22 protein-coding genes and 2 pseudogenes are annotated in these 23,615 nt (G+C 64.4%); 5 read left to right on the forward strand and 19 right to left on the reverse strand.

What is annotated here, in order from left to right:
- Positions 1 to 234 precede the first annotated feature (234 nt).
- The gene (locus tag ACIBG0_RS14445; RefSeq protein WP_397032526.1) at positions 235 to 804 is read left to right on the forward strand and encodes a hemerythrin domain-containing protein; all 570 of its coding nucleotides are present in this window, start codon (positions 235 to 237) and stop codon (positions 802 to 804) included.
- Positions 805 to 843: 39 nt separating this feature from the next.
- On the opposite strand, the gene ACIBG0_RS14450 is transcribed toward ACIBG0_RS14445, so the two are convergent.
- The 13 genes from ACIBG0_RS14450 to ACIBG0_RS14510 all read right to left on the reverse strand — a co-directional run bounded on the left by ACIBG0_RS14450 (position 844) and on the right by ACIBG0_RS14510 (position 12,700).
- Positions 844 to 1,284, reverse strand: coding sequence for an SCP2 sterol-binding domain-containing protein (locus ACIBG0_RS14450; protein WP_397032528.1), 441 nt, complete (start codon positions 1,282 to 1,284; stop codon positions 844 to 846).
- A 78-nt stretch (positions 1,285 to 1,362) separates the two neighbouring features.
- Positions 1,363 to 2,070, reverse strand: a complete 708-nt coding sequence (locus ACIBG0_RS14455) for an LppX_LprAFG lipoprotein (protein ID WP_397032530.1) — start codon at positions 2,068 to 2,070, stop codon at positions 1,363 to 1,365.
- On the reverse strand, positions 2,067 to 3,695 hold the full coding sequence (locus ACIBG0_RS14460; RefSeq protein WP_397032532.1) for a fatty acyl-AMP ligase: 1,629 nt from the start codon (positions 3,693 to 3,695) through the stop codon (positions 2,067 to 2,069). The genes ACIBG0_RS14455 and ACIBG0_RS14460 overlap by 4 nt, the downstream gene beginning before the upstream one ends.
- Positions 3,696 to 4,700, reverse strand: a complete 1,005-nt coding sequence (locus ACIBG0_RS14465; RefSeq protein WP_397032534.1) for a DUF1702 family protein — start codon at positions 4,698 to 4,700, stop codon at positions 3,696 to 3,698.
- Positions 4,701 to 4,730: 30 nt separating this feature from the next.
- On the reverse strand, positions 4,731 to 5,468 hold the full coding sequence (locus tag ACIBG0_RS14470; RefSeq protein ID WP_397032536.1) for an ABC transporter permease: 738 nt from the start codon (positions 5,466 to 5,468) through the stop codon (positions 4,731 to 4,733).
- Positions 5,465 to 6,277 (reverse strand): ABC transporter ATP-binding protein, encoded by an 813-nt coding sequence (locus tag ACIBG0_RS14475; RefSeq protein WP_397032538.1) that lies wholly within the window; start codon positions 6,275 to 6,277, stop codon positions 5,465 to 5,467. The genes ACIBG0_RS14470 and ACIBG0_RS14475 overlap by 4 nt, the downstream gene beginning before the upstream one ends.
- Before the next feature lie 65 nt (positions 6,278 to 6,342).
- Positions 6,343 to 6,795, reverse strand: a complete 453-nt coding sequence (locus ACIBG0_RS14480) for a DUF3237 domain-containing protein (RefSeq protein ID WP_327100626.1) — start codon at positions 6,793 to 6,795, stop codon at positions 6,343 to 6,345.
- 3 nt (positions 6,796 to 6,798) lie between these two features.
- Complete coding sequence (locus tag ACIBG0_RS14485; protein ID WP_397032540.1) at positions 6,799 to 8,076, reverse strand: beta-ketoacyl-[acyl-carrier-protein] synthase family protein; 1,278 nt, start codon at positions 8,074 to 8,076, stop codon at positions 6,799 to 6,801.
- Positions 8,073 to 8,567 (reverse strand): SCP2 sterol-binding domain-containing protein, encoded by a 495-nt coding sequence (locus ACIBG0_RS14490; protein ID WP_397032542.1) that lies wholly within the window; start codon positions 8,565 to 8,567, stop codon positions 8,073 to 8,075. Before ACIBG0_RS14490 ends, ACIBG0_RS14485 begins: the two co-directional genes overlap by 4 nt.
- The gene (locus ACIBG0_RS14495) at positions 8,564 to 10,252 is read right to left on the reverse strand and encodes an FAD-dependent monooxygenase (RefSeq protein ID WP_397032544.1); all 1,689 of its coding nucleotides are present in this window, start codon (positions 10,250 to 10,252) and stop codon (positions 8,564 to 8,566) included. Before ACIBG0_RS14495 ends, ACIBG0_RS14490 begins: the two co-directional genes overlap by 4 nt.
- Entirely contained in the window at positions 10,249 to 11,262 is a 1,014-nt protein-coding gene (locus ACIBG0_RS14500) for a hypothetical protein (protein WP_397032546.1), read from the reverse strand. The genes ACIBG0_RS14495 and ACIBG0_RS14500 overlap by 4 nt, the downstream gene beginning before the upstream one ends.
- Positions 11,259 to 12,398, reverse strand: a complete 1,140-nt coding sequence (locus ACIBG0_RS14505; RefSeq protein WP_397032547.1) for a 3-oxoacyl-ACP synthase — start codon at positions 12,396 to 12,398, stop codon at positions 11,259 to 11,261. Before ACIBG0_RS14505 ends, ACIBG0_RS14500 begins: the two co-directional genes overlap by 4 nt.
- A gap of 38 nt (positions 12,399 to 12,436) precedes the next feature.
- On the reverse strand, positions 12,437 to 12,700 hold the full coding sequence (locus ACIBG0_RS14510; RefSeq protein ID WP_397032549.1) for an acyl carrier protein: 264 nt from the start codon (positions 12,698 to 12,700) through the stop codon (positions 12,437 to 12,439).
- 683 nt (positions 12,701 to 13,383) lie between these two features.
- Between ACIBG0_RS14510 and ACIBG0_RS14515 the strand changes: the two genes are divergently transcribed.
- Positions 13,384 to 13,974 carry a TetR-like C-terminal domain-containing protein gene (locus ACIBG0_RS14515; protein WP_397032551.1) on the forward strand — a complete coding sequence of 197 codons (591 nt, stop codon included), beginning with the start codon at positions 13,384 to 13,386 and terminating at the stop codon, positions 13,972 to 13,974.
- Positions 13,975 to 14,119: 145 nt separating this feature from the next.
- Here the strand turns inward: ACIBG0_RS14515 and ACIBG0_RS14520 are convergent.
- Positions 14,120 to 14,458, reverse strand: a pseudogene (locus ACIBG0_RS14520) (transglycosylase family protein); the annotation flags it as partial.
- A 994-nt stretch (positions 14,459 to 15,452) separates the two neighbouring features.
- Between ACIBG0_RS14520 and ACIBG0_RS14525 the strand changes: the two are divergent.
- Positions 15,453 to 16,643, forward strand: a complete 1,191-nt coding sequence (locus tag ACIBG0_RS14525; protein ID WP_397032553.1) for an arylsulfotransferase family protein — start codon at positions 15,453 to 15,455, stop codon at positions 16,641 to 16,643.
- Positions 16,644 to 16,893: 250 nt separating this feature from the next.
- Here the strand turns inward: ACIBG0_RS14525 and ACIBG0_RS14530 are convergent.
- From ACIBG0_RS14530 to ACIBG0_RS14540, 3 genes and pseudogenes are all read right to left on the reverse strand, one after another.
- Positions 16,894 to 17,321 (reverse strand): annotated as a pseudogene (locus tag ACIBG0_RS14530) (LysR substrate-binding domain-containing protein); the annotation flags it as partial.
- 117 nt (positions 17,322 to 17,438) lie between these two features.
- Complete coding sequence (locus ACIBG0_RS14535) at positions 17,439 to 17,765, reverse strand: thioesterase family protein (protein ID WP_397032555.1); 327 nt, start codon at positions 17,763 to 17,765, stop codon at positions 17,439 to 17,441.
- 116 nt (positions 17,766 to 17,881) lie between these two features.
- Entirely contained in the window at positions 17,882 to 19,126 is a 1,245-nt protein-coding gene (locus ACIBG0_RS14540; protein WP_397032557.1) for a methyltransferase domain-containing protein, read from the reverse strand.
- Positions 19,127 to 19,666: 540 nt separating this feature from the next.
- Between ACIBG0_RS14540 and ACIBG0_RS14545 the strand changes: the two genes are divergently transcribed.
- Both ACIBG0_RS14545 and ACIBG0_RS14550 read left to right on the forward strand, forming a co-directional pair.
- Positions 19,667 to 20,029 carry a hypothetical protein gene (locus ACIBG0_RS14545; RefSeq protein WP_397032558.1) on the forward strand — a complete coding sequence of 121 codons (363 nt, stop codon included), beginning with the start codon at positions 19,667 to 19,669 and terminating at the stop codon, positions 20,027 to 20,029.
- Positions 20,030 to 20,188: 159 nt separating this feature from the next.
- Positions 20,189 to 21,388, forward strand: coding sequence for an FAD-dependent monooxygenase (locus ACIBG0_RS14550; protein ID WP_397032559.1), 1,200 nt, complete (start codon positions 20,189 to 20,191; stop codon positions 21,386 to 21,388).
- Between the two features lie 129 nt (positions 21,389 to 21,517).
- On the opposite strand, the gene ACIBG0_RS14555 is transcribed toward ACIBG0_RS14550, so the two are convergent.
- Positions 21,518 to 21,874, reverse strand: coding sequence for a hypothetical protein (locus ACIBG0_RS14555; protein WP_397032561.1), 357 nt, complete (start codon positions 21,872 to 21,874; stop codon positions 21,518 to 21,520).
- A gap of 199 nt (positions 21,875 to 22,073) precedes the next feature.
- Positions 22,074 to 23,558 carry an ATP-binding protein gene (locus tag ACIBG0_RS14560; protein ID WP_397032563.1) on the reverse strand — a complete coding sequence of 495 codons (1,485 nt, stop codon included), beginning with the start codon at positions 23,556 to 23,558 and terminating at the stop codon, positions 22,074 to 22,076.
- Positions 23,559 to 23,615 lie beyond the last annotated feature (57 nt).

Genomic DNA, 23,615 nt, shown 5'->3' on the forward strand with positions numbered 1-23,615 from the left:
CGGCGACATGTCGTGGATGTCGCAGTACTGCATCCATCGCATTGGTCTGCCGGTGGGCACTCGATCCCTGGACGGTGCGGCCGACGCGGATAGCGTGACGGCACGTTGGTGCGTTAGCAGCGGGGCGTCTCGGAGGTGCGTTATCGTCGGCTCCCTAAGGGATATGCCAGCTGCTCGAAGGCAGTCTGTCCTGACGTTCAGTACTGACCTGCAATGCGGAATCAGGGAGGAATTGTGGATATTACCGAGCTGATCCTCGATGACCACCATGAACAGCGGCGGCTGTTCGCGATCCTGGAGCAGATTGATCGCGCGGAGACCGGGGCGCTTTCCGCGATCTGGGACAGGCTTGCCGCCTTCCTCGAGCTGCACGCGCAGGCGGAGGAAGAGATCTTCTATCCCGCGCTGCTCCAGGCGGGTATCGCGGCCCGGCGCGCGGGCGGGGTGGAAGACGAAACACTCGACGCCATCCACGACCACAACCAGATCAGGGACGCGATCGCCGAAGTGGCGCATCATCAGGTCGGCACCGATGGCTGGTACGCGGCCGTCGCGGCGGCCAACGCGGCCAATAGCGATCACATGGCCGAGGAAGAACGCGAGGGCCTCACCGACTTCCGCCGCCTGGCCGGGCTGGCGCGTCGCCACCAGCTGGCCGTCGCGTTCGCCGCCTACGAGGCGCGCAACTACGCCGGCGTCCAGCCCGTGGACAAGGATCCCGTCAGTTATATCCGCGAAGCGGAGAAGAAGCCGCGGATCGCTGCGAGCGGATCGCTGAGTGTCGGCACCCTGAAGCGGAACTGACCCGGAAGACCGGACGCTGATTACGACGGACGCACCCGACTAATCCGTGTTGAACAGCTTCTCCACTCGCCTGGCGAACAGTACGTCACCCTTGACACGCAGCTTGCCCGAAAGCATCGATTTCGTTCCCGACGCCTGCCCGGACAGCAATCGCAGGAACAGCACATCGCCCAGCGTCAACGACACTGTCGGTTTGACCCCTGCCGTTGCCTTCGTCACGGTGCACGCACCGTTGCGAATCGTCACCAACCACTCGTCGGGAGTCTGTCCTACTCGCCACAGCACGGTGGCATCGACCCCGCGTGCCTCCTCGATACGCAATCGGTCCGGCATGCGCAGGAAAACGGTGTCGAGCATGGTGCTTCGTAACTCCGGATCAGCCAGCGCGGCGCGCAACTGTTCATCGGAGGTACTGGTGATGAGGTTCTTGAACTCGCCCGGCGAGACTTGCGCGGGGTCGATCTCGGTGATGTCGTCCATCGGATTCCCTCCATCGGCCGCCGAATGGCTGCGGCGCGTTCGTTGTGACGGTGTTCATGGCCGTGTCGAGATGTCGAGCTAGCTGCGCGGATCGGCGACATGGACGGGACGGTTGACGTCGCTGACCCGCACATCGAGCACGGATTGCGATGCGGGCTCCCCCTGACCGATGACCAGCCGCGTCGCGACCGGCTCGTGTCGGCCACCCACCTTGAACCACACGGTCAATGTGCCGTCCGTGATGACGCTCGGTACCACCTGCGCGATGTCGTGGGCGGCGACGAGTCCGGTGACGCGGAACGCATCGACGTCGCCCACCGTCTCCCTGGCCTCGGTCTGCACGGAAGTCATCGATGACAGTAGGTTCGCGACTCCTCGGTGCGGGTCGATCAGCGTGGTGGGCAACGGATTGGCCGCCCCGTTCTGCTGTGGCGGCGCCGGCGCGAATCGCCCGGAGGCATCGCGGGTGTAGATGGTCGAGTCGATCTCGACGAAATCGAAGCGGGCATCACCGAATGCCGACGGCACCACGAGCTGTCCTTTCGCTCGCGCGTCACCGTGACGGACCACATCGGCCGACATGGCCCGCACACTCACTCCGGTCAGGGGCGCGCCGCTGAGTTGCAAGGTGACGTGCGCGCTTGTCGTCGCACGCGCCGCCGCGGCGGCGTTGCGCAGTAACTGAGCGGGCCGTGGCAGACCGCCATCCGCGGTACACGCGGTGCCGCCGAGCAGCAACAGCATGGCGGCCGCAACGATGCCGATACCGGCGCGTCGGCCGGTCATCGGATCAGGTGGGCGGAGTTCGTTCGGCGCACCTTGCCCGACGGAGTCTTCGGTATCGACCCCGGACTGACAACGGCAACCGAGCGCGGTGTCGCCCCCACGCTGTCGCGGACGACGCGGGTCACCTCCCGTTGGATGCGTGCGACGTGCTTGTCGTCGTTCCAGTCGGCGGACTCGACGGCGACCGCGAAACCTTCGCGGATTTCCCCGGGTTCGAGTCGCACGGCGACAGTGTTGCCGCGTCGCACACCCGCCACCGTCGCGGCGGCGCGCTCGATGTCGGTGGGGAAAATATTGCGGCCGCCGACGATGATGGTGTCCTTCTTGCGCCCACAGACGACGATCTCTCCCGATTCGGTCAGGTAGCCGAGATCGCCGGTCGGCAACCATCCCGCGTCGTTTCGTGCTGAGCTGTAACCGTTTTCGGTGAAGTAGCCATCGGTGACCGCGGCACCGGAGATGAAGATCTCGCCGACCGTACGCGGCCCGACAGGTGCTCCGGTGTCGTCCAGCACTCGTGCCTCGACACCGGGCACCGGCGTACCGAGCGTCACGAACATCCGCGCGTCCGCATCGTCGGTCGGCTGCGCGTAACCCGCCGTCTCGATGGAGTCGGGTCGCACGGCATCGGTTCGCACACCGAGACCAACCGGACTGAACGACACCGCGAGCGTGGCCTCCGCCATACCGTACGCGGGCACCACCGCACCGGGGGAAAGGCCGAAGCGCGCTCCGGCCTCGATGAATCGCGCGATCGCTGTCGCATCGATCGGTTCGGCGCCGTTCAATGCGAACCGCATACTCGACAGGTCGAAGGCCCCGTCCGGAGCCAATTCCATTCGCCGGGCCGCGATCTCGTAGGCGAAGTTCGGCGCGGCGGTCATCGTGCCGCGATACCGCGTGATGAGATCCATCCACACCAGCGGTGCACGCAGGAAATGCGTCGGACTCACGCACACGACCTCGACCCCGAACTGCACCGGCGTCGCCACGAAACCGACCATGCCCATGTCGTGGAACAGCGGAAGCCAGCTCACACCGATCTCGTTGGCCGGATCCATGTCGGCGCCCCGCGCGATGGCGTGGCCGCTGGCGTACAGGTTGGCGTGGGTGATGGCAACGGCTTTCGGGGTACCGGTGGACCCCGAGGTCAGCTGAAGTAGCGCCAGGGTGTCATCCGGAACATCGGCAGGCTCCAACGGTGTCGACGCGCCGAGCCGCGCGATCGACACACTCGGCACATCGTGCTCGGCGAGTATGGTCGCCGCGCTGTCGAAAGGGGTTCCGATCAACACCAGTTTGGCGTCGATGACATCGAGGGATCTGACGGTGTCACGCGCCCAGACGGTGAGATCGGTTCGGTGCGTCGGTTGATGCAGCATGGTGGCCGAGGCTCCGAGCAACCAGCAGGCCAGGACCGATACCACGACGTCCTCTGGTTCACCGGCGAGGATGGCGACCCGCGACCCCATGGACGCACCATGGTCGGTCAGCGACTGCGCGGCACATCGACTGTGCCGCAACAACTCCGACCACGTCTTGCGGCGCAGCGCATCGGGCTCGCCGTAGGAAAAGCCCCGGTCGGAGGTGCTGTTGGACAGTACGTCATCGATAAAGCGCGACATCTAAGCTCCTCGTGGTTGATCGACCGCGTGCAATAGCGTCGGTGGCGCGAGGCGCTCACGTAACCGGCGTCGCCATTGCTCATAGCCGGGCTCGCCGGCACTGAACGATTGGGTGCTCGTCTCGTCGACAACCGCGACGACCGCATCGACATCGCGACCACAGAGCACTCGTGCCGCCGACACCGAGCATTCCGGTATGTACCCGGCATGCGCCCTGGCCTTGATGGCGAACGCGGCACCCTGCGCCATATCCGCGGCCGCGAGCCCGGCGCGTCGCTGCGCCGTGCGCACGTCGGACTCCGCGACTCCGCCGAGATAGGCGATGGCTGCGCCGATGCCGCTCCACAGGTCGGCTCGGCGGAGTGGATCCATGCGGTCGATCCGGTCGGCGATCGCCGCCAAGTCCGCGTCGTTGACGAAGTACAACGCTCGTCCGACGCCCTGATCGACTGCGCGCAGGAAGTAGGAACTGTCCCCCTCCCACGAGTACGGCTTGGGCCGCCACTGCCTATCGATCCATCGTGCCGTGTGGAAAAACGCGCCGTCGAAACCGAATCCGTCGGCCGCCAGCCAGGTCAGCTGCGACAACACCGCATCCTCGCCGAGGTTCGGCGTGCACCGTCGCCACAGGAACCTCGGCAGGCGCGGCATCAACAGCCCATAGCCGACATAAGCCATATATGCGTGTGGGGCGCCCGGGCCCTCGACGAATCGCCGGGCCAGATGTCGCCGCCGAAGGCCGATGACGTCGCGGGTGACGAGCGCGGTCACCGCCCCTTCGTAGGCCAGGCTGCGATAGAACGGGTCGATATGGTCGAGGGCCGCTGCGAGGTCGTCGATGTCGGCGATGTCCGCGCCCATCTCGAAACCCCGGATCACCGCTACGCCGACCTGTTCGAGCGTGTTGGTTATCGGCGCCGAGGTCGGGAAGCCGCGCCGCGCGAACAGCGCGTCGGCTCGGGTGGGCACGGGCAGTATTCGGCGAAGAACGCGAAGTGCTGTCACGTGGGAGCTCCTGCTGCGATCGAGTGGTGATTACGAACTGCGTCGGCGTAGCGTTACCGCGCCGGTGAGCAAGGAGGCCGCGGCGAAGGCCGCCACGACAGCCAGATCGATCCACATCGTGGTGGTCGGGTGTGGGTATGTGCCGATTTCCGTGAGTCCCTGCGCGGCATAGCGCAACGGCACGACGTTGCTCAATCCCTGCAAGAAACCGCTCATCTGCTCCCGTGGCCAAACAAGACCGCAGAGCAGCAGCTGCGGAATCACCAACGCGGGCATGAACTGCATTGCCTGGAACTCCGACTGCGCGAACGCACTGGTCAGCAGACCGGTCGACGAGCCGAGCACAGCCGTCGCGATGACGATCAGCAGCACTGCGGCGATGGACCCCTGCGATTCGAGCCCCAGGAACTGATAGGCGACCGTGGCCGCAACCGCGGCCTGCACCACGGCGACCGCGGCGAAGGCCAGTCCGTAGCCGAGCAGTAGATCCATCTTCGACAGTGGCGTGCTCATGAGTCGTTCCAACGTGCCGGTGGTGCGTTCACGCAGCATGGCGACGCTGGTGACCATGAACATCGACACATACGGGAAGATGCCGAGCAGCATCAAGCCCAATTGGTCGAAGATGTCGGGACGACCGTTGAAGACGAAGCGCAGCAAGGTGAGCAGCACGCTCGGCACCACGAGCAGTAGCCCCACCGTGCGGCGGTCGTGGCGAATCTGGGTGAGCACACGCGCGGTGGTGTGCAACAGCATGTGGGCATTCACAGCGAAACCTCCGGCCGGGTCTCTTCGGAAACCTGATGAGTCGCAACGTAATTCACGGTGGTGGACGATCGTGCTCCGTCGCCGGACTCGATCAGCCGCAGGAAAGCGCCCTCTAATGTGTCGGCTCCGGTTCGCCGCAGCAAGTCCGAGGGGTCGGAATCGGCGAGCACGCTGCCCTCTCGCATGAGCAGCAGGCGATCACAGCGTTCGGCCTCGTCCATCACGTGGCTGGACACCAACAATGTCGTGCCGCCCTCGGCCAGGCTGTGAAAAGAGGCCCACAGGTCACGGCGCAGCACCGGGTCGAGGCCGACGGTCGGCTCGTCGAGCACCAGCAGCTTGGGCCGAGCGATCAGCGCGCACGCCAGCGACACCCGTGCACGCTGTCCGCCCGAAAGCTTGGCGGCCAGCGTGTCTCGGTAGGTGAGCAGCCCGACGTCCTCGATGGCCCGATCAACCGACTCGGACTTCGCCCCGTACATCACCCCGAAGTAGCGAACATTCTGCCGAACGGTCAGATCGTCGTAGATCGACGGCGACTGGGTCACGTAGCCGACGTCACGGCGCAGCCGCCGATGCCCGGCCGGTTGACCGAGCACGGTGATCGTGCCCGACGAGAACTTCTGCACGCCGACGACGGTGCGCATCAGGGTGGTCTTGCCGCAGCCGCTTGGCCCGAGCAAACCGGTCACCGAGCCTTGGCCGACGGTGAACGAGATGTCGTCGAGGATCGTTTTCCGCCTCCTTCGCACAGTCACCGACCGGACGTCGATCGCACGCGACGACGAGTCGGCATCCGAGGAATTCATCGGGCCGATCACCTCACTTTCAGACAGTGGAAGGATGTGACACTGTGCGGGGCGGCCGAGTCGGGTCAGGTGATCCGGTAGAAGCGGTATTGCAGACCGAAGCCCTCGGTGAATCGGCCCTCACCGACGAAAAGCGTTTGGTTGATCCATTCGTAGTCGGGATCACCGGTCTCCAGGCGCGGCAGCACCCGGAAGTATTGGTCCTCGAATGCGGTGGGCACCCCGTCCGCGAACGCTGTCTGCACGGCGTCGGTCATCTCGATCAGCCCATCGAATTGCGCGTAGATGATCGCACCGTCGTCGGTCTCGAATTGCGCGCGCACATCGGCGCGCGCCCACTGGTCGGTGCCGATCAGCACCCAGTCGCCACCGCCGGGCAGCACCCGCCCGTTGATGCGCTCACCCTCCAGCTTTCCCTCACCGACCTCGATGAACATGCGAATTCCGTGCGGGGTGTTGCCCACCATGCGAGGAGGATGCAGAGACGCGGTGACTTCACCTTCGAACTTCAATTCCATGGACTACTCCTCGGTGCGGTAAGGGTCGTTACGGCGCAGGACCAATGACGAGTTGTGGCCGCCGAATGCGAAGGAATTCGTCAGCACGGCAGCGATATCGGACTCGGTCGCTGCCGAGACGAACGACGCGCCCGTGCAGTCCTCGGCCACTCGGTCCAGATTGACCGACGGTGGGATCATCGATGTCTTGACAGCCAGGGCGGCGATGGCGGCCTCCAACGCGCCGCCCGCGCCGAGGAGGTGGCCGGTCATGGATTTGGTAGAAGCCACAATGGTTTTCGCGAGATCAGCACCGAAAACAGTACGCAACGCGGCCATTTCCGCGCGGTCGTTGAGAATCGTGCCCGTACCGTGTGCGTTGACGTAGTCCACATCGGTTGTCGTGATACCCGCGTCGCGCAGCGCGATGCGAATCGCCCGTGCGGCACTGGAACCATCGGCCCTCGGTGCGGTCAGATGGTGGCTGTCATTCGTTTGACCATAGCCCGCGATCTCGGCGTATATGGTCGCTCCCCGCGCGAGGGCACGATCCATATCCTCGAGAATCAGCACCGCCGCGCCCTCGCCCAGCACGAATCCGTCGCGGTCGGCGTCGAACGGGCGCGCGGCCTGCTCGGGACTGTCGTTGCGCCGCGACAATGCCCGCATACTGGCGAAACCGGCCATGATTACCGGATTGACACAAGCTTCGGATCCACCGACAACGCACGCGTCGGCGTATCCGTCCCTGATCATCCGCATGCCCTGGCCGACGGCGTCGGCCGAGGACGCGCACGCACTGCTCGGCGCGTAGCTCGGCCCGGCGAAATCGTGGCGTTGGGCCACCACCGAGGCGGCGACATTGGACATCGACACCGGGATGAAGGTCGGTGGAATCCGTTCACCGTCCGGGTCATTGCCGACGGTGGCGCGAATCGTGTCGGCCCCACCGAGTGCGCTGGCGATGATGACCGCGACGTCGCACGGATCGGCGCTGAGCTCGCCGGCGTCTTTGAGTGCCAGGTCGGAGGCTGCCATCGCGAGCTGACAGAAACGATCGAACCGGATCGCATCCCGGCGCTCCATCCAGTCCGTCGCCGCGAAATCATCGACCGTCGCGGCGATCCGAACCCGTTTGTTCGAGACGTCGAACGTGGTGACAGGACCGACGCCCGAGCGGCCTTCGAGCAGGTTGTCCCACAGCACGCCGGGATAGTTTCCCACCGGGGACACCACACCGATCCCGGTGATGGCGACCCTGCGGCGGGCGGTCACCGGGCGCGGCGGGCTCGGCGCGCTCATGACGATGTCGCATTCGGCTCGAGATCGAACAGGCGCTCCATTTTCATGGCGAGCTGCACGTTGCCCGCCACCCGCAGATCACCCCGCGACATCAATTCGACACCGCGCGTCGCACCGCAGGCCAGCGCGACGAACGCCGATGCGGGCGCGGTAAGTGTCGCCGCCGGTTGCGTGGCGAAGGCGCCCTTTTCGCCGATTGTGCAGCTGTCGGGGGTCAGCTCGACGTCGCGTTCGAGTTTGCCGTGCGAGGGCCGGGTCACGGCCCAGCGAATCACCGCACGCTCGGGCATACCGCCGCGATAGAACGTCGGCATCAAATCGAATGCCGCGACCAGACCCGCTGTGCCGGTGTCGGTCTCGAGATGGTCCGCGAGCCGCTGTGCGGAGATGCTCTCGATCGCGCGCTTGACCCGACCCCGGTCATTGCTGAGCAGATCCGCCGCGAGCTGCGGATCGACGCCGGAGGTGTCATCCTGGGAAATGTCGGTCATGCGGTTACCGCTTTCTCGCCGAGTATCGAGTTGAGGTATCGGGCCAATTCGCCGTGCGGATCAGCACCGGGCAATATCGCGCCGATGTGGCCGTCGGGACGCACGACGACCGCCGCCGCGTCGGACAAACCGAAGACCCCGATGGCGTCGTCGCGGAAATCGTGTAAGGCGTCCGGACGCGGTATCGGCGACACCGGCCATATCCGCAGCGGTATGTCACCGAGCACCGACGCCCACGCACCGAACGAATCCTGCCATTCGGGCGCGGCTTCGACGGAAGTCAGCAGCGCGAAGGCCCCGTTGGTCAGGTCGGCGACGGCCGTGCGCCGGCCATCCTCTTCCAGCCACAGGTGCGGTGCGACGGCACCGACTAGCACGCTGGGGTGATAGTCGACCACGTCCGCGACAACCGGCTGCGGGTTGTCTTCGTCGGTGCGGTAGACGAATCCCCTTGCCTGACCGTAGAAGTCGAAATGCGGCCGTTGTCGTTCGATGCCGACGGCCAGTGCGGCGGCATCGCTGATCTGGGGGCCCGATCCGTTTCCGGATCCGATCAGCGACCGTGCCGATGTGAAGAACTCGTCCATGGCAACGGCGTTGTGCACGCTGCGCTCGGCGTTGAAATCCGCGACGGGCCGCCGCTCGGCTTCGTAGGTGTTCAGCAGCCGCGGACTCGACCAGCCACGCAGCACACCGTGCAGCTTCCACGCGAGGTTGTGCGCGTCCTGGATGCCGGTATTCATGCCGAAGCCACCGGTCGGCGGGAAGCTGTGCGCCGCGTCGCCTGCCACGAATACCCGTTGGTGGACGTCACTCCACCGGTCGACGGCCGTCGTACCCATCGCCCACGTTCGGACCGACTCGATCGTGAGGTCGATGTCGGCCGCGCCGATGGCCATTCGGACCAGGCGCTCGCATTCGCTTGTGTCGGGCATCGCCGATGGGTCGACGTCGATGCCGGTCAGCTCGAGCAGCCAGGTACCGCGCTGCGGCGAGACGGTGATGAGCACGCCCTGTATGTCATCGTTGATGACCCAGTACAGGGCGCTCTCCTTGCCTGCGACCGCCGAGCCGAGATCAGCGGTGAAATGGATGTCCAACATCGTTCCGAGCGGTGCGCAGGCCTGGACTGTGATGCCGACGCGCTCACGCAACCGACCGTGGATTCCCTCGGCGAGGACCACGTAGGAAGCGCGTAGCGCGGAATTGTCCGCTCGGACCGCGCCGACCCCATCGGGGTCGACGATCAGATCGGTGATCTCCACACCCGACTCGACGCTGACGGAGGGGTAGTTGCACAACTCGCGCAGCAAGAGCGTCTGCAACTCGTTCTGCGGACAGATCAGCGGCAGCACCGGACTCGCCGACACCGTCCGCATGAGTTTCTCGGCGTCTCCCACCATGTCGATCTCGCCGAGCTCGGCACCGACCAGAGTCGTGTGGAAACTGACCCGACCGGACGCCTCCAGACTGGTACCGACCTCCTGCGCCGGACCGAGCAGCTCGAGGTCGCGCAGTATTTCCGCGGTACGAACATTGACCATCGTGGCCCGCGGATGCGTGGACGCACTTGATCGGCGCTCCACCAGATGGGTGCGAATCCCCGCGCGGCCCAAGAGATGTGCGGCGATCAGGCCGGTCGGACCAGCACCGACGATCAATACTTCGCAATGGTCGACAGTCATGGTGACACCTCGTGTCCGCGCCGGGCCGGCACAGCGTCGTCGGCGACCGCGTACAGCGCGCGGTCGAGATAGCTTGTGATGGCGGCGTCCACGCGCCGACGGAAGACGATGCGCAGCACCGTGGCCACCGGCAGGCCGAGTGCGATCCCCGTACCCAGCGCACCGACGAAAGCGGCCAGCGCTGATTTCTCGCCGAGACCACCCGGTTCGGTGTACCGGCGGATCAGTCGGGATGCGAACCGAAAAGCCATGCCCGCCAACAGATCCGGACCGACAACCGCGGCATTCTCGCGGGCCGACTCGGCCTGCGCCAACACCTCGGGCAGCACCGCGGTGACCCGATGCCCCGTATCCGCGCCGGCCTCGACCACTTGTTGTCCGAGCCTGCGTAGCCGTTGATGCTCGGCATCGGGCACACCAGCGGCACGCAGACCGAACGATGCCTCCCGCCGTCCCAACAGCAGCCACCGCAGGGTGGTGAACAACGACACGAGCTGATTCGCGGTATCGGTCACCGCGATCACGCCGACCGGGCGAGCACCCGCGGCGGTCAGCATGCTGCGCATACTCACCGCCGCGGACACCCACATATTGCGGCAGGCGATGAACTGCACAACCGGCAGACCGGTCACCCGCTCGGGGTAGCGCCGCACCAACGATCGCATCGGGATCGATGGGTTCAGATACCACACCTGGTGCGCGACCAGCACCAAGTCCACGTGATCGCCGACTTGCCGACTGCCGTCTCCGACGGAGATATCCACGGTCGACTCGGCATCGGCGGCCTCCGCGAACACGCCGAAGAAGCGACCGAGTGACCACGGAAACGGAAAGTCAGCGGAGGTGGTGACTTCGATCCACCGGACCTCGCTGCCCGCGGCAACGAGCGGCTCGAGAAAATGTTCGAGACACTCTCGCAGTTGCCCGGTCTGCGAGTACCAGTAGACCGCGATCACGGCGGGTTCAGCGCCGACCTCCCGCACGGGTAGATCCGCTGGCGCGGTACTCATGCGCTCGTGCCGCCGTCCACGGCCGTGAGGTGCATGTACGAAATCGCGAAACGGCCCGATTCCGGGACCATGCAGAGCATGGTGTCGCCCGGCGTGACGAGCTCTTCGCGCAGCATCTCGTCGAGGATCACGAAAATGCTTGCGCTACCGATGTTCCCGACGCGGGTGAGGTTGCTGTACCACACTTCCGGTCCCGGTCGTCGCACGTCGCGCCGCGACAACTCGCCGAGCACCATCGACTTCATGCGCTCGCTCGAATAGTGCGCCGGAATCCACTTCAAGGTGGTCGGGTCGAATTTGCCCGCGTTCAGGAGCCGCTCGTACTCGTCGATGCCGACCTTGACCAGATGCGGCAGCAGCGAGAGGCGCTGGCGGGCAACGAGAGTGCCCGCTACCGCGGCCTCGGTGGCGTCGGCGTAGTCCATCCAGCTCTTCTCGGCATCGTTGGACTCGCTGCCGAAATACATACATGCTTTCTCGGTATTGGCATACGAGGTCAGCGAAATCCAGTCGATGCGCAGGCTCACCCCGTTCGACCTCGGCTTGTCCTGTACGACCGCCGCTCCCGCGCCGTCGGAGAGCATATACCGCAGAAACGCGGTCTCCATGGGCAGCGAACCGTCTTCCGTCCGGCTCTCGAGTGCCTTGTATCGGCTGCTCTTGAAGCCACGGGAAGCGAACTCGCTGGCGACCGCGACGGCGGCCGACTTCTCCCCGATCGCGACCTGCAGGTAGGCGTTCTTCAGCGCCATCATTCCCGAGCTGCAGATGCCGTGCGCGGTGACGATCTCGCAAGGCGGATAGGCGAGGCGGCCATGGACCATACTCGCGTGACCCGGCCCCATCAGGTCCGGCAACGTCGTGGCGGCGGCGAGTAACTGCAGATCCTCGGCAGCGATCTCCGATCGTTCGACGGCGTCCTCCACCGCCCGAGCGGCCAATTCCGTATTCGAGAACACAGTTTGCTGTTCCCGATCCAAGGCGTAATAGCGTGTCTTGATTCCACTATTGGCAAGAATCGTGTCCCGAAGGTCGGAACTCGCGTTGCCCGCTTTGCCGATGAAATCTTCGATTTCGTCGTTTGTTACCGGATCGCCTGGTAGAAATCGGCCAGTACTGGTGATATATGCGGTCACCGGAAACTCCAATGCTGTTGAATGTGTAGCTCAGTCCGTTATAGGGACTTCGCGCTGGATTCCTCCGAGCGTGACCGCACGGCATCGACGAGTTCTCCGAACGTCTTGATGCTTGCGATGCGCTCGTCATTCAGCGAAATCGTGTACTTGCGTTCCAGGATCTCCGCAATGCCAAGCAGCCCAAGCGAATCCAAGCCCACTTCCTCGAATGTCGCGGCGGGGTCTACCTTATCGACCTCGATGCTGTAGTGATTTTCCAGGTAGTCGGCAATATCGCCGTACACGTCCGTTTCGAGGCTCATCTGGATATCCCCTTCACTGTGCAGAACGGCCCTCGGGCCAGTTATTTGCAATGCACGTAGCGACAGCATTGTCGAACGCGGCGACCGCAATGTCGCGCTCTGGTCGACTTTCTTTTGGGCGCAGCACTCCCCGCCGCATCGTCACCGTATATACACACGACAAGCGCTTCAGGGTCCCCATCACCGGGCCCCGCCCGGCACTGCGCAAGTCGACTTGCGTACGACCATAATCGGGTCCGCCCGACTGCGCAACACGAGTTTCTGTAACTATAGAAATCTATAGTTAGATGTCGCGAAGACACATGCTCACGGGAGTGAAACCTGGTGGCCGCGAAGCGGATCCGCCATATGGGTCCGGTGCCGCCGCACATCCCCGGGCTGCCGCGCGCGGATACCAACACCACGAGTGCTCGCCGAGAGCGCTACGGTCGTCGACCGCCGAGCGCCCTCCAGGGCCGAGCACCAGCCGACCGAACGATGACGCAGAGCATCGGACGCGCCACGACAAGCTCGGCGACGACTTCCCCAATACGTTCGGATCGACTTGCCCCGCAGTCGAATTCGAGACCACGATTTATCCGAATGCATCCGGCTCGATGTGCTCTCGGCTCCGGCCCATTGTGTGAAATCTCGATGGAATGCCAGCGGCGGGAACAATGCACTTGCGCCGTTATACTGCGAAAATGCCCGACAAGTTCAGCGTGCCCCAGGTCACCGACATACCGGACATCGTTACTTCCGTGCGCAACGCGGTGCTATCGGAAATCATGAACGGCACCCCGGTACACGCCGTGTCCGTCGCGGCCGTCGCACGGCTCGCCGGTATACACGAGACATCGGTATACCGACGGTGGAAGACGCGCGAACGTATGATCCTCGACGCGCTGACGACGCGCAGCGAGGCATCGCTGGTCGTACCCGACCACGGCTCGCTGCGCGAAGATCTGACCGATCTCATGAAACAGGCGTGTGATTACCTCGGCAGCCCGGTCGGACGTTCGCTTCTGCAAATGAGTGTCGCGGCGGCGGACAACCCGGCGGCGAGCGAGGCACGACGGCTGTATTTCGATACCCGCCTTCGGGCGATGGAGCCTGTCGTCGAACGCGCGATCACCCGCGGTGAGGTGCAGTCCGGAATTGCCGCCATTGATGTGCTCGAGCCATTATTCGCCACGATCCAGATGCGGGTCGTCCTGACGGGTAGGCCGATAACGCCGGACCTTCCGGAAAAGCTGGTCAGCGTCGTGGTCGACGGAGTCCTTTCCGACAGTTGACCATGTCGCAGTGCCCGCGACCGCCACTGTTGTTGCCGCGAACAGCACTTCCGACCATGGCCTCGACAGGGTCGAGCACGGGGACCCGGACGATGACAGTCTCACGACTCGGTCGTACCCGCTGGACAGCTCTGTGGTGTCACCGGAGGCCGAGCGCTGCCGAACATCCCGCCCACGGGCCCCAGCCCTGAGCGGCGAGTACCTGCTCGGCGACGGCGATCTGCTGCTCACGGGTGGCCTTGTCGGCGGTCTGCGCATACGCGGCACCGCCATATGCGGCCCATGTGCCCGGCGAGAACTGCAGACCGCCCTGAAACCCGTTGCCAGTGTTGATACTCCAATTACCCCCGGACTCACACGCGGCGAGGCTGTCCCATTGCTGATCGGTAGCGGCGGAAGCTTGGCCGATGTATGCCATGCCGGTCCCACCGATAATCGCACTGGTGGCGACAATCTTTTTGAGTGGAGTGCCCAGAACGCTCATATCACAGTTCCTTTCGAGTCAGCAAACCTATACAGGTGTCCAAGCATGAAAGGTGATTACTGGATCTTCGAGCCCGTACGAGTGTGTGCTGGGGCGCGGCGAGCTCGAGTGAAAGTCCTCGATATCGTGTCCACATCGAAATACAAACCCATGTCGTGCGTGAACCCATTAGCAGCAGTAGGTTGCTCGAAAAGCGGCGGCGACCGACCAGTTGAATAGCGGTGTGCGCGTGATGATGCCGATTGCAGATCATGTAGCGCGATGGCGTCTGATCTCCTGGGACTGTCTGAAACCAACCAAAGGCCAACTTTTCGCGTTCCAGCGTTCCGCACGTCCGGTATCGCCGCGGCACTGCGGGTTGAAAACCCCTCTACCAGCTGAAATATCGAAACCTCACTGCCCGGGCTCCGGATGTCGCCCCGGCTCCAGAAGGCAGGCACCGCACCACTCATCACAGTCTCGGAAACCCGCACATGCCATAAGGTCCCTCCAGCGGCAATAGATTGAACAACAAGTTCGGTAAATTATTCGAACCGCTGTAGGTCATGAAAAGGCTTCAGCCGCAAGGGGTTAAAGAAAGGAAGTCGGAAGTTGACAGAGTTGTGCCGATTGCCTACGGTCCAATCGTCAATTCGTCACCGATCGCATTCGAAGGTGTTCATGACCACGTCCCCAATGTTGCCAAAATTCAGGCAGCAGTTGATAACCGCACGCAGGACATCGAGCGCCGCGTGGAGCAACTCGATCAAGCGTTACGCGGGGGCGCTGGACCTGGTCGTCGCTCATTGAAACCCTCGAATATGAAACGAAACAGTGCCGTACTAAACTAGCGACGGTGTATTCGGAGACGCAAGCACTTCACGTGTTCGACGATCATGCCCCCGTTCCGCCGACTACACCCCCCGGCGGAAAAACATCTGGTTGGCGCCGACCGCTCGCTGTTCTGAAGGTCACGGGCGTTTCCGACTCCGATGTTCGACAGTCCTCACCCATCATGCGGCGTCACCTGCCGATATCGTTGGCCGCCACGGCCACGCTCGTCGCTGCCGCCTGCGGATCCGCCGCCGCCGAGCCGGTGCTGCCGACCGTGCCGTTCGGCGGACTGGCCTACACCGTGAACGTGGAGAAGCCGGGGGTGAGCGACGGGTATCTGTACTACACGGTCGGGGTAAGCGCGGCGGCGCTGGTGCCGGGGCTTGGGGCGGTGGCGCGGGCGCTGCCGGGCGGGAAGCCCGCGAACGTTATCGCCGACCGGTCCGGCAAGCCGATCCAGCGGTACGAACCGCCTGTGGGACAAGATGTTTCGAACTTCCGGACGCAGACGTACCAGGGTCGCAAGGTGCTCACCTGGTGGCAGGGAAGCACCGTGGCCGGGCACGGTTTCGGTGTCGGGATCATCGCGGACGAGAACTTCAACGTGCTGACCACGGTCGATCCGGGTGGCGCTGGCGCGGATGTGCACGAGTTCCGGCTGACCCCGGACGGCCACGCGCTACTCACCTCCTACCCCCAGGTGGATGCCGATCTGACCGCCATCGGAGGGCCGAAGAACGGCAAGATGTTCGACACCGTCGCGCTGGTGATGGATGTGGCCTCGGGCAAGGAGTTGTTCCGCTGGAGTGCGGCCGAGCATGTGCCGCTGGCCGATTCGCAGACCTCCGGCAAGCTGAACAGTGACGTGTACGACCCGTACCACATGAACTCGATCAGTCTCGATCCGTCCGGGAATCTGCTTGTGTCCCTGCGAAACACCGCCGCTGTGTACGACGTGCACCCGCGCACCGGGGATATCCGCTGGCAGCTGGGCGGCAAGCACCCGACCCTTGCCGCCGATCCCGGCGTCGAATTCGCCTTCCAACACGACGCCGAATTCACCGACGCCACCACGTTGCGGCTGTTCAACAACAACTCCGACGGCCCGGAATCCCGTGGTCACTCCAGCGTCGAATGGATCAACATCGACTTGGCCGCGAACCGTGCCACCCTGCTGCGCAACCAAGAACACCCGGAGGGCCTGGTCTCCTTCGCGATGGGCAATGCCGAAGCACTCCCCAACGGCAACACCCTGGTCTGCTGGGGCATGGCCCCCCATATCTCCGAATTCACTCCCACCGGCGACCTCGTCTACGACGCCACTCTCCCCTTCGGCACCTACCGCGCCTACCTCGACACCCTCCCCTCCTGATCGGCGAGGAATCCTTTGGCGGCGAGCGCGAGTGGCCACTGCCGCATCGCTGTCGAGCGCATCGCCGATGCTTGCGGACACTCGGTCCGCTACTTCGAACTCGTCGGTGAACGGCGGGAAGTTCGTTGGTGGACTGGTTCATCGCGCTCTCCTCTCCGGTGGATCACTGATTTCGACGCCACGGGGCGATCGATTTCATCGGTGACCGGCCAGAAAGCCCCCGCCACGCCCGCCATGCTCTGTCTTGGGATCACGGATCGGTGAGCCTGCCCGGCTCAGGGCCTGTGAGCCGGTCTCGGGCGTATTTCCGGAATGCGGCGACCAGGCGGTTGCGGTCGTCGCGGCGGGTGGCCAGCACGACGTGAGCCGGGTCGACGCCGTGCAGCGGGATCGCGGTGACGTCGGGACGCACCGCTAGGTGGTGGCCGGCGGCGATGGCGATGGCCTCACCGGCGGCGATGACTTCGAGTTTGTCCTCGAGGGCGTCGATGATCGGGCCGTCGGGGCGGGGCGGCCGTCGGGGCGGGGATCGATGCGCCAGTAGGCATTCCAGTCCGGGTTCGACTGCCGTAGTCGGGGCACGGGTTCGTCGGCGATGTCGTCGAGGGTGACGTATTCCTTGCCTGCCAACCGATGGTCCACCGGCATGAGCACGACGCGCGGTTCGTCGTAGAGGACCTCACGGAGGCTTCGTCAACGAAGCCAACACAGCATGCCGTTGTGCCACCAGTTTTCACGCACTGCGAAACGTTCGCCACGCACTTGAACCGGCGAGCGCGGAGTCCTGGGGCAAGCTCAGTCTCTGGTGGGAATGGGTGCCGTCTTGTCGGCTACGCGCCTCATGAAGGCGTCGAAATCGACAACAGCGCGACGGTGAGTTCCCGCTCCGATCAGACCGGATTCGTCATGGCAGGACACATCGAAGCGCAGGTTTCGACCGTCGACCTCGACCAGTGTGACGGTCGCGGTGACAGTCATGCCTTCCGGCGTCGCGGCGACATGACTGACATCGACATGGGTGCCGACTGTCCGCTGAGCATCCGACAGGTGCGGCCGCAATCCGTTGATGCAGGTCTGCTCGATGAATCCGATCATCATCGCGGTCGCGAACACGGGCGGCATGTCGACAAACCCAGGCCAGTCCGGCACCACACGGGGGACGGTGTGGCGTGCGGCGACGATCATGCTCTCGCGGTGTGTCAATCCTGACTGTAGTGAGCGTGCTCGTTGCGGCGTTGTCACATGATCCCCAATCGCATGTTGACAGGCCAGGTGACCTGCCGTGGTGTTGTGGGGTCGCCCCACAGGTCGGTCAGGTCCGCCGCAAATGCTTGCAGGACTTCGGATTTGCCGGCTTCCTCGGCCCGGCGAACCGCCGACCAAGTCGACAGGTAACCGAGAAGCTCGTTCAGGTCCCAGTCCTTCCTGATCTGCATAGGGGGCGCCGGATACTCGTCGAATGGGAAGTCGATATCGGCGTACCCGCTGTCGACGAGCTTGCGTTCCGGTGGCCAATACGGTCCGATCTCGCTGCGGTAAAAACGTTCGAACCGTCCGTCGAGGTCGGGTTCGAGCTGCATCACCCCGTAGCTGATCAACGCGAGCACCGCGTTGTGGACCGCGATTCGGCGGACCTCCGAGTAGAACGCGGGTCGGTCGAACCAGTGCGCTGCCTGGGCCGCCGTGACAAGAGACGCACTGCGAGCCGGAACCGGGAGTACCTCGGCGGATGCCCGGAGGTATCGGATCCGTTCCCGCGGCCGCGCATTGTCGAGCTGGTCACCGCTTGGGTCTACCCCGATCGTGGTATCGAAATACGGAGCGAGCTGGGCGGTCAGTTGACCACTGCCGCACCCGACATCGACTGCGAGAGCCGCACAAGGAGCCAGCGACGCGAGAAACATCGAGAGTCGAGCCGGATACTCGGGACGAAAACGCGCGTATGTCTGACCTCCGCGATCAAACCAGTTCCGCACCGGCGCCGCGCCCGCTGACAGCAGCGGTGTGCCCCGCTGGTTTCGCAACTGCCGCGCCTCTTGGAGTCTCGCCGCGAAACCCTTGCTCTCCAGCGCTGTCGCGGCATCGCCGAGGACTCGCCGCAGCGGAAAACCGACCTCCTGCTCCAGACCGACGATCGCGGCGAAGGTGGTTTCCCAATGCGGCTGGAGCAACTCGAGCAGCTCGCACCCCTTGACGGTCAGGCTCAGGCCGCTCTTGCGACCGTCCGGTAGCTGCTCCCGCGCGATCAGGCCGTCGGCAACCATCAGTCCAACGGCTTGACTGATAGCCCCCTGCGTTACGTGCGTGAGGGCGGTGATGTCGGTAACGGTCGTGGCCCCGAGACTCATCGCCCGCAAGACCGGCGTGTACCGCGGTCGATACGACATCCCCAAGGAGTCGTACACCTCCCCTGCTCCACGATCGACCAGCTCGCCGACGTAATGGAGGAGTTCCCCGAGCCCGGGTGCTGGCCGAACCATCATGGCCACAGGATACATTAGTACTAATGGACTGGTCCTGCTTCAGGCACCGCGGGGCTGGAAGCACATTCGGTCGAAGCGGCCCCTGGAAGCTCGACCCGGCCGTGGCCGTCCAGGGTCCGCACGACGGCAATGTCGGCTCGAAGGCCGTCCAGCCTGAGGAGCGGAGCCACCCATTCACCCTCGACTGCCGCCTCGCCCTCTAGTTCCAGGCCCAACTCGACGAAGAACGCGATTGCAGCCGCGAGATTCTCTGATCGCAACGCGGGCGTGATCCATCCGGTAGATCACCATGCTTCCCGTGTTACGCGGCCCGTCGTGGCCACTCGTGTCCCTGAGACGGAGACGTCCTCTACACAATGACGCCCATGATGGCCGTCACAATCCCTCGCTGGGCACGGAGAGGCACTACGCGGGCATCCTTGGGTTGGGCAACAGCGGGAAATGTGGCGGGATTATAGATCAGTCAACGCGGCGGCTTCTGGAGTTGGGCGAAAACGCGTAGAATTCCAGCAGGTCGGGACAGCATTTTGGAGTCCTATCATGACTGAGAGAAAGAATTCACACACGAAGTTCGCCCGGTTGGCGGCTGCCGCGGGTATAGCCGCAGTTGCGGCGACTCCGGTCGTCGCAGCCGCCGTGCAAGCGCCTACCGCGCACGCAACGACGTCCACGTCCGCAACCCAACTTGTTGACAGCCCCGGTTGGGGCGGCGGCGGTGGTTGGGGCGGCGGCGGTCACGGCGGCGGCTGGGGCGGCGGTTGGGGCGGCGGCGGTTGGGGCGGCGGCGGCTGGGGCGGCGGCGGCTGGGGTCACGGCGGCGGCTGGGGCGGCGGCGGTTGGGGATGGAATCCCGGCTGGTGGAATTGGTGGAACCCCGGCTGGGGTGGCTGGGGCAGCTTCTAGCGCCGGTGACCGAGCCCGGACACGCACAGCGTGCCGGGCTCGGTCGCATCGGGTATCGATCATGTGGAGCCAGGATCGACCAGCCGGGCTGGAGCTGGTAGCGAGATGAAGATTGTGTGTATCGGCGGCGGGCCGGCCGGGTTGTACTTCGCTATTTCGATGAAGCGGCGCGACCCGGCCCATGACATCACGGTGATCGACCGCGATCCTCCCGGGTCCACCTATGGCTGGGGCGTCGTGTACTGGGACGACCTGCTCGACCTTCTGTATCGGAATGACCCCGACAGCGCCCAAGCGGTGCGTGCCGGATCGGTCCTATGGCGTGAACAGGCAATCCATGTGCACGACAACCAGACCGCGCATTTCGCGGGCTACGGGTTCAGCATGGGGCGCGCCGCATTGCTCGACGTACTTTCCCGACGGGCGAGCGACCTGGGCGTAGAGGTCGCGCACGGACGAGAGGTCCACGATCTGTCCGGCTTCGACGACACCGATCTGATCGTGGCCTCCGACGGCGCGAACAGCCGGGTACGGCAACTGGGTAATCCGCATTTCGGCACGTCCATCACACTCGGCGAGAATCGATATATCTGGCTGGGTACGGACAAGGTCTTCACCCGATTCACCTTCGCCTTCGAACACACCTCGGCCGGCTGGATCTGGTTCCATGCCTACCCATCGGTCGCCGAGAAAATCAGCACCTGCATCGTCGAGTGCCAACCCCAGACTTGGCATGCACTGGGATTCGATTCCCTGGACGACCTGGAGAACTTGCGTGTTCTGGAAAACATATTCACGCGCCCCCTCGACGGTCACTCATTGATCAGCAAGACCCGAGGCGAGTTCGCAAGGTGGAGTCGCTTTCCCGAGATAACCAACAAGACCTGGTATCACGACAACGTGGTGCTGCTCGGCGATGCAGCGCACACGACGCACTTCACCATCGGTTCGGGCACCCGGTTGGCAATCATCGACGCCGTCGTACTCGCACAGAACCTGTACGAGCATGCCGAGGTCGCCGACGCGCTGGAGAACTACGATGCCCAGCGGCGCGCCGCGCTGCGCCCGATCCAGGCCGCCGCCCGTACCAGCATGATCTGGTTCGAACACGCCGACCGGTATCTCGACCGCAGCGCCGTGCAGTTCGCCTATGCGATGGCGGCTCGGCACGGCGTACAAATGCCGTGGCGATACCAGCTACACCTGCTCACACAGGTACCCACTGTGCGCAAGATCCGGCGTGCCATCGACTCCGGACAGCGTTGGTGGCGGGCTGCCCGACGTGGAGAACTCGCGATGGCACTGCCCTCGCCACGCCGGTCGCCCGAGCCGATCCCGACCGATCAGTCGATGTTGTGATTCGCGCACAAGCCGGGCACCGGCACAGGGCAGCAGCTATTCAACTACTCGACCGGTCTGCCGCCGTGGAGCGACATAGAAACGCAGCAGTGTCGACGACGCGGTCCCAGCGGAACCGTTTGCTATGGGCTAATCGACCTCGTTCAAGTGCACGATGACGCTGACACGGCCCTTGTCATCGCGTCGGGCGACGGCGTGCCCGGACCGTTCGGCGCCGTCCAGCTTCAACGAGATGGGCCCACCCGTGCCGAGAAAGTTGCGCCACCAGGTCTTCTGGTCCGGCATGCCGACCGCGATCGTGATCTCGTCGCCAGAGCGTCGAAAGACCACCGGTGTACTGAAGGTGTTTCCGGAGTGTCGGCCGACATAAGTGATTTCGGTAATCGCCCGACCCACCCGAGGCCCGATCCATGGTGCCTTGGTCAACGCCATGACGCCCGCATTGAATCCGCGCGCAACAGGCCGAAGCACCGATTTGAACTCCACCGTATCTCCTGATCGCCGAACGGGTATCGAACACCAAACTAGCGGACCGCCGTGCGTTCGGCAGTGCCGCAATAACGGCACGACCTCACACACCTGGAAATGCGCCGCGGTGAATCACACTGCGGCACTGATGAAATCGCCAAGTGGGAATGCGCCTCGGAGTCGGCGCCCTCGGGTCCACCAGAACCGCTCGCCGCTGCTACACCTCGGCGTAGACGGTGTTCAGGTCGACCAGCATGGGGCTGTCGGCTTCCTTCGGCCACCGCCCTACGCCGACGCCGACAGCCTGCAGGTTCTCATCGAATCCCGCTCCGCCATAGCAGGCCAGGATCGTTCGACTGGTGTCATATCCCTTGGCCGCCAATAATTCTCGCGCACGCCGCAAGCGGTCCACATGCCCCATGGTCATGGTGCGGTCCCATTTGACCTCACCCAAAGACAGGATGCGCCGCGGCCGTCCGGTCTCCTCTGGCGCCAGCACCGCGACATCGACCTGAATCTGCCGCTTCTCACGTGGATCGCTGACTGTCGCGGCCGCCACATGCCCAGGCAACTCGCCGAACACCTCTGGGCCCACCGACATCGCCCAGTCCCGGCAGATCCCCTCGAAATGCGGGCCCACCACATGCGACAGGAACGTCGCACGCGAATTACGCCATGCCGCTTCGGGATTCCCACGCTCCAACCGAGTCCATTCCCGCCGCATGATCGCCTCGTAGAACACGATCAGCGGCTCGGCCACCCGATACACCGATTTGCCCCGATTGAACGGATCCGCCTCCCGGATGACCAGCTGCGCATCCTCGAGCACCGACAACGGATGCCCGATGTCGGTGGAACTGCGGCCGATGGTGTTCGCTATACCACCCCGTGTCGTGTGCCCACCCGCGATCGCGCCCAGCACCGCGTGGTACAGGGCCACATCGCGGATCTCGGTCTCCTCCGCCAAGAGATACCGGGCCTCGCGGAACAGCGGCACCTGCGGATTGAGCACCGTCCGCAACACCCAGGAATCGAAATCCTCCAGAGACGCCGGTGCATCACCCGCGGCGAACTCACGCCGATACGCCGGCGTCCCACCCACGATCGAATGCACCAACACCGCCAACCGCGGATCCTCGATCGCCCAGAACCGCGCCGACTCCCGATAGTCGAGCGGCTTGACGATCAACTCCAAACTCGCCCGCCCACGCAACGGCGCACTGCCGGCGAGCAACCGCCCCATCACCGACATCGCCGACCCGCACAACAACACCCGCGAACCCGCCCGCCGCGCATAACCGCGAGGGTCGAGCGCACGCTGCAACACCGACGGCAACGACGGACTGGCCTTGGTCAGATACGGAAACTCATCGATGACGACCAGCCCGTCCCCCACGACCGCGAACAACCGCTCGAACGCCTCATCCCAATCCCGGAACGCATACCGGCCGCCACCGGCATGCGCGGCCACAGCCACACCGAAACCCGCCAGCGCCTCGACCTCCGTCGCATCGGTCGCCGTGAAGAAGAAACCCCCGACCACATCGGCCAACGCATCCAGCAGGAACGTCTTGCCCTGCCGCCGCCGCCCGCTGACGATCCCCAACCGCACATCCGGACTCGGCGACGTCACGAACCGCACCAATCCATCCCATTCGCGGTCACGGTCGAACACCCGGTCCGGCTTCACCAAGGCAGTCATGAATAGAAATATACTTCTAAGAAGTACACTTCTACAGAAAGGAGACCGCGCACAGGC

This window comes from Nocardia sp. NPDC050630, from assembly GCF_044457245.1.
Lineage (GTDB): Bacteria > Actinomycetota > Actinomycetes > Mycobacteriales > Mycobacteriaceae > Nocardia.

What these genes read in the sequence shown, in the direction of transcription:
- ACIBG0_RS14500 (WP_397032546.1), bottom strand. Translation starts at nt 11,262, where the DNA reads ATGAGTACCGCGCCAGCGGATCTACCCGTGCGGGAGGTCGGCGCTGAA.
- ACIBG0_RS14490 (WP_397032542.1), bottom strand. Translation starts at nt 8,567, where the DNA reads ATGACCGACATTTCCCAGGATGACACCTCCGGCGTCGATCCGCAGCTC.
- ACIBG0_RS14475 (WP_397032538.1), bottom strand. Translation starts at nt 6,277, where the DNA reads ATGAATTCCTCGGATGCCGACTCGTCGTCGCGTGCGATCGACGTCCGG.
- ACIBG0_RS14550 (WP_397032559.1), top strand. Translation starts at nt 20,189, where the DNA reads ATGAAGCGGCGCGACCCGGCCCATGACATCACGGTGATCGACCGCGAT.
- ACIBG0_RS14535 (WP_397032555.1), bottom strand. Translation starts at nt 17,765, where the DNA reads ATGCCGCCCGTGTTCGCGACCGCGATGATGATCGGATTCATCGAGCAG.
- ACIBG0_RS14450 (WP_397032528.1), bottom strand. Translation starts at nt 1,284, where the DNA reads ATGGACGACATCACCGAGATCGACCCCGCGCAAGTCTCGCCGGGCGAG.
- ACIBG0_RS14540 (WP_397032557.1), bottom strand. Translation starts at nt 19,126, where the DNA reads ATGATGGTTCGGCCAGCACCCGGGCTCGGGGAACTCCTCCATTACGTC.
- ACIBG0_RS14460 (WP_397032532.1), bottom strand. Translation starts at nt 3,695, where the DNA reads ATGTCGCGCTTTATCGATGACGTACTGTCCAACAGCACCTCCGACCGG.
- ACIBG0_RS14560 (WP_397032563.1), bottom strand. Translation starts at nt 23,558, where the DNA reads ATGACTGCCTTGGTGAAGCCGGACCGGGTGTTCGACCGTGACCGCGAA.
- ACIBG0_RS14495 (WP_397032544.1), bottom strand. Translation starts at nt 10,252, where the DNA reads ATGACTGTCGACCATTGCGAAGTATTGATCGTCGGTGCTGGTCCGACC.
- ACIBG0_RS14480 (WP_327100626.1), bottom strand. Translation starts at nt 6,795, where the DNA reads ATGGAATTGAAGTTCGAAGGTGAAGTCACCGCGTCTCTGCATCCTCCT.
- ACIBG0_RS14515 (WP_397032551.1), top strand. Translation starts at nt 13,384, where the DNA reads ATGCCCGACAAGTTCAGCGTGCCCCAGGTCACCGACATACCGGACATC.
- ACIBG0_RS14510 (WP_397032549.1), bottom strand. Translation starts at nt 12,700, where the DNA reads ATGAGCCTCGAAACGGACGTGTACGGCGATATTGCCGACTACCTGGAA.
- ACIBG0_RS14545 (WP_397032558.1), top strand. Translation starts at nt 19,667, where the DNA reads ATGACTGAGAGAAAGAATTCACACACGAAGTTCGCCCGGTTGGCGGCT.
- ACIBG0_RS14485 (WP_397032540.1), bottom strand. Translation starts at nt 8,076, where the DNA reads ATGAGCGCGCCGAGCCCGCCGCGCCCGGTGACCGCCCGCCGCAGGGTC.
- ACIBG0_RS14455 (WP_397032530.1), bottom strand. Translation starts at nt 2,070, where the DNA reads ATGACCGGCCGACGCGCCGGTATCGGCATCGTTGCGGCCGCCATGCTG.
- ACIBG0_RS14525 (WP_397032553.1), top strand. Translation starts at nt 15,453, where the DNA reads ATGCGGCGTCACCTGCCGATATCGTTGGCCGCCACGGCCACGCTCGTC.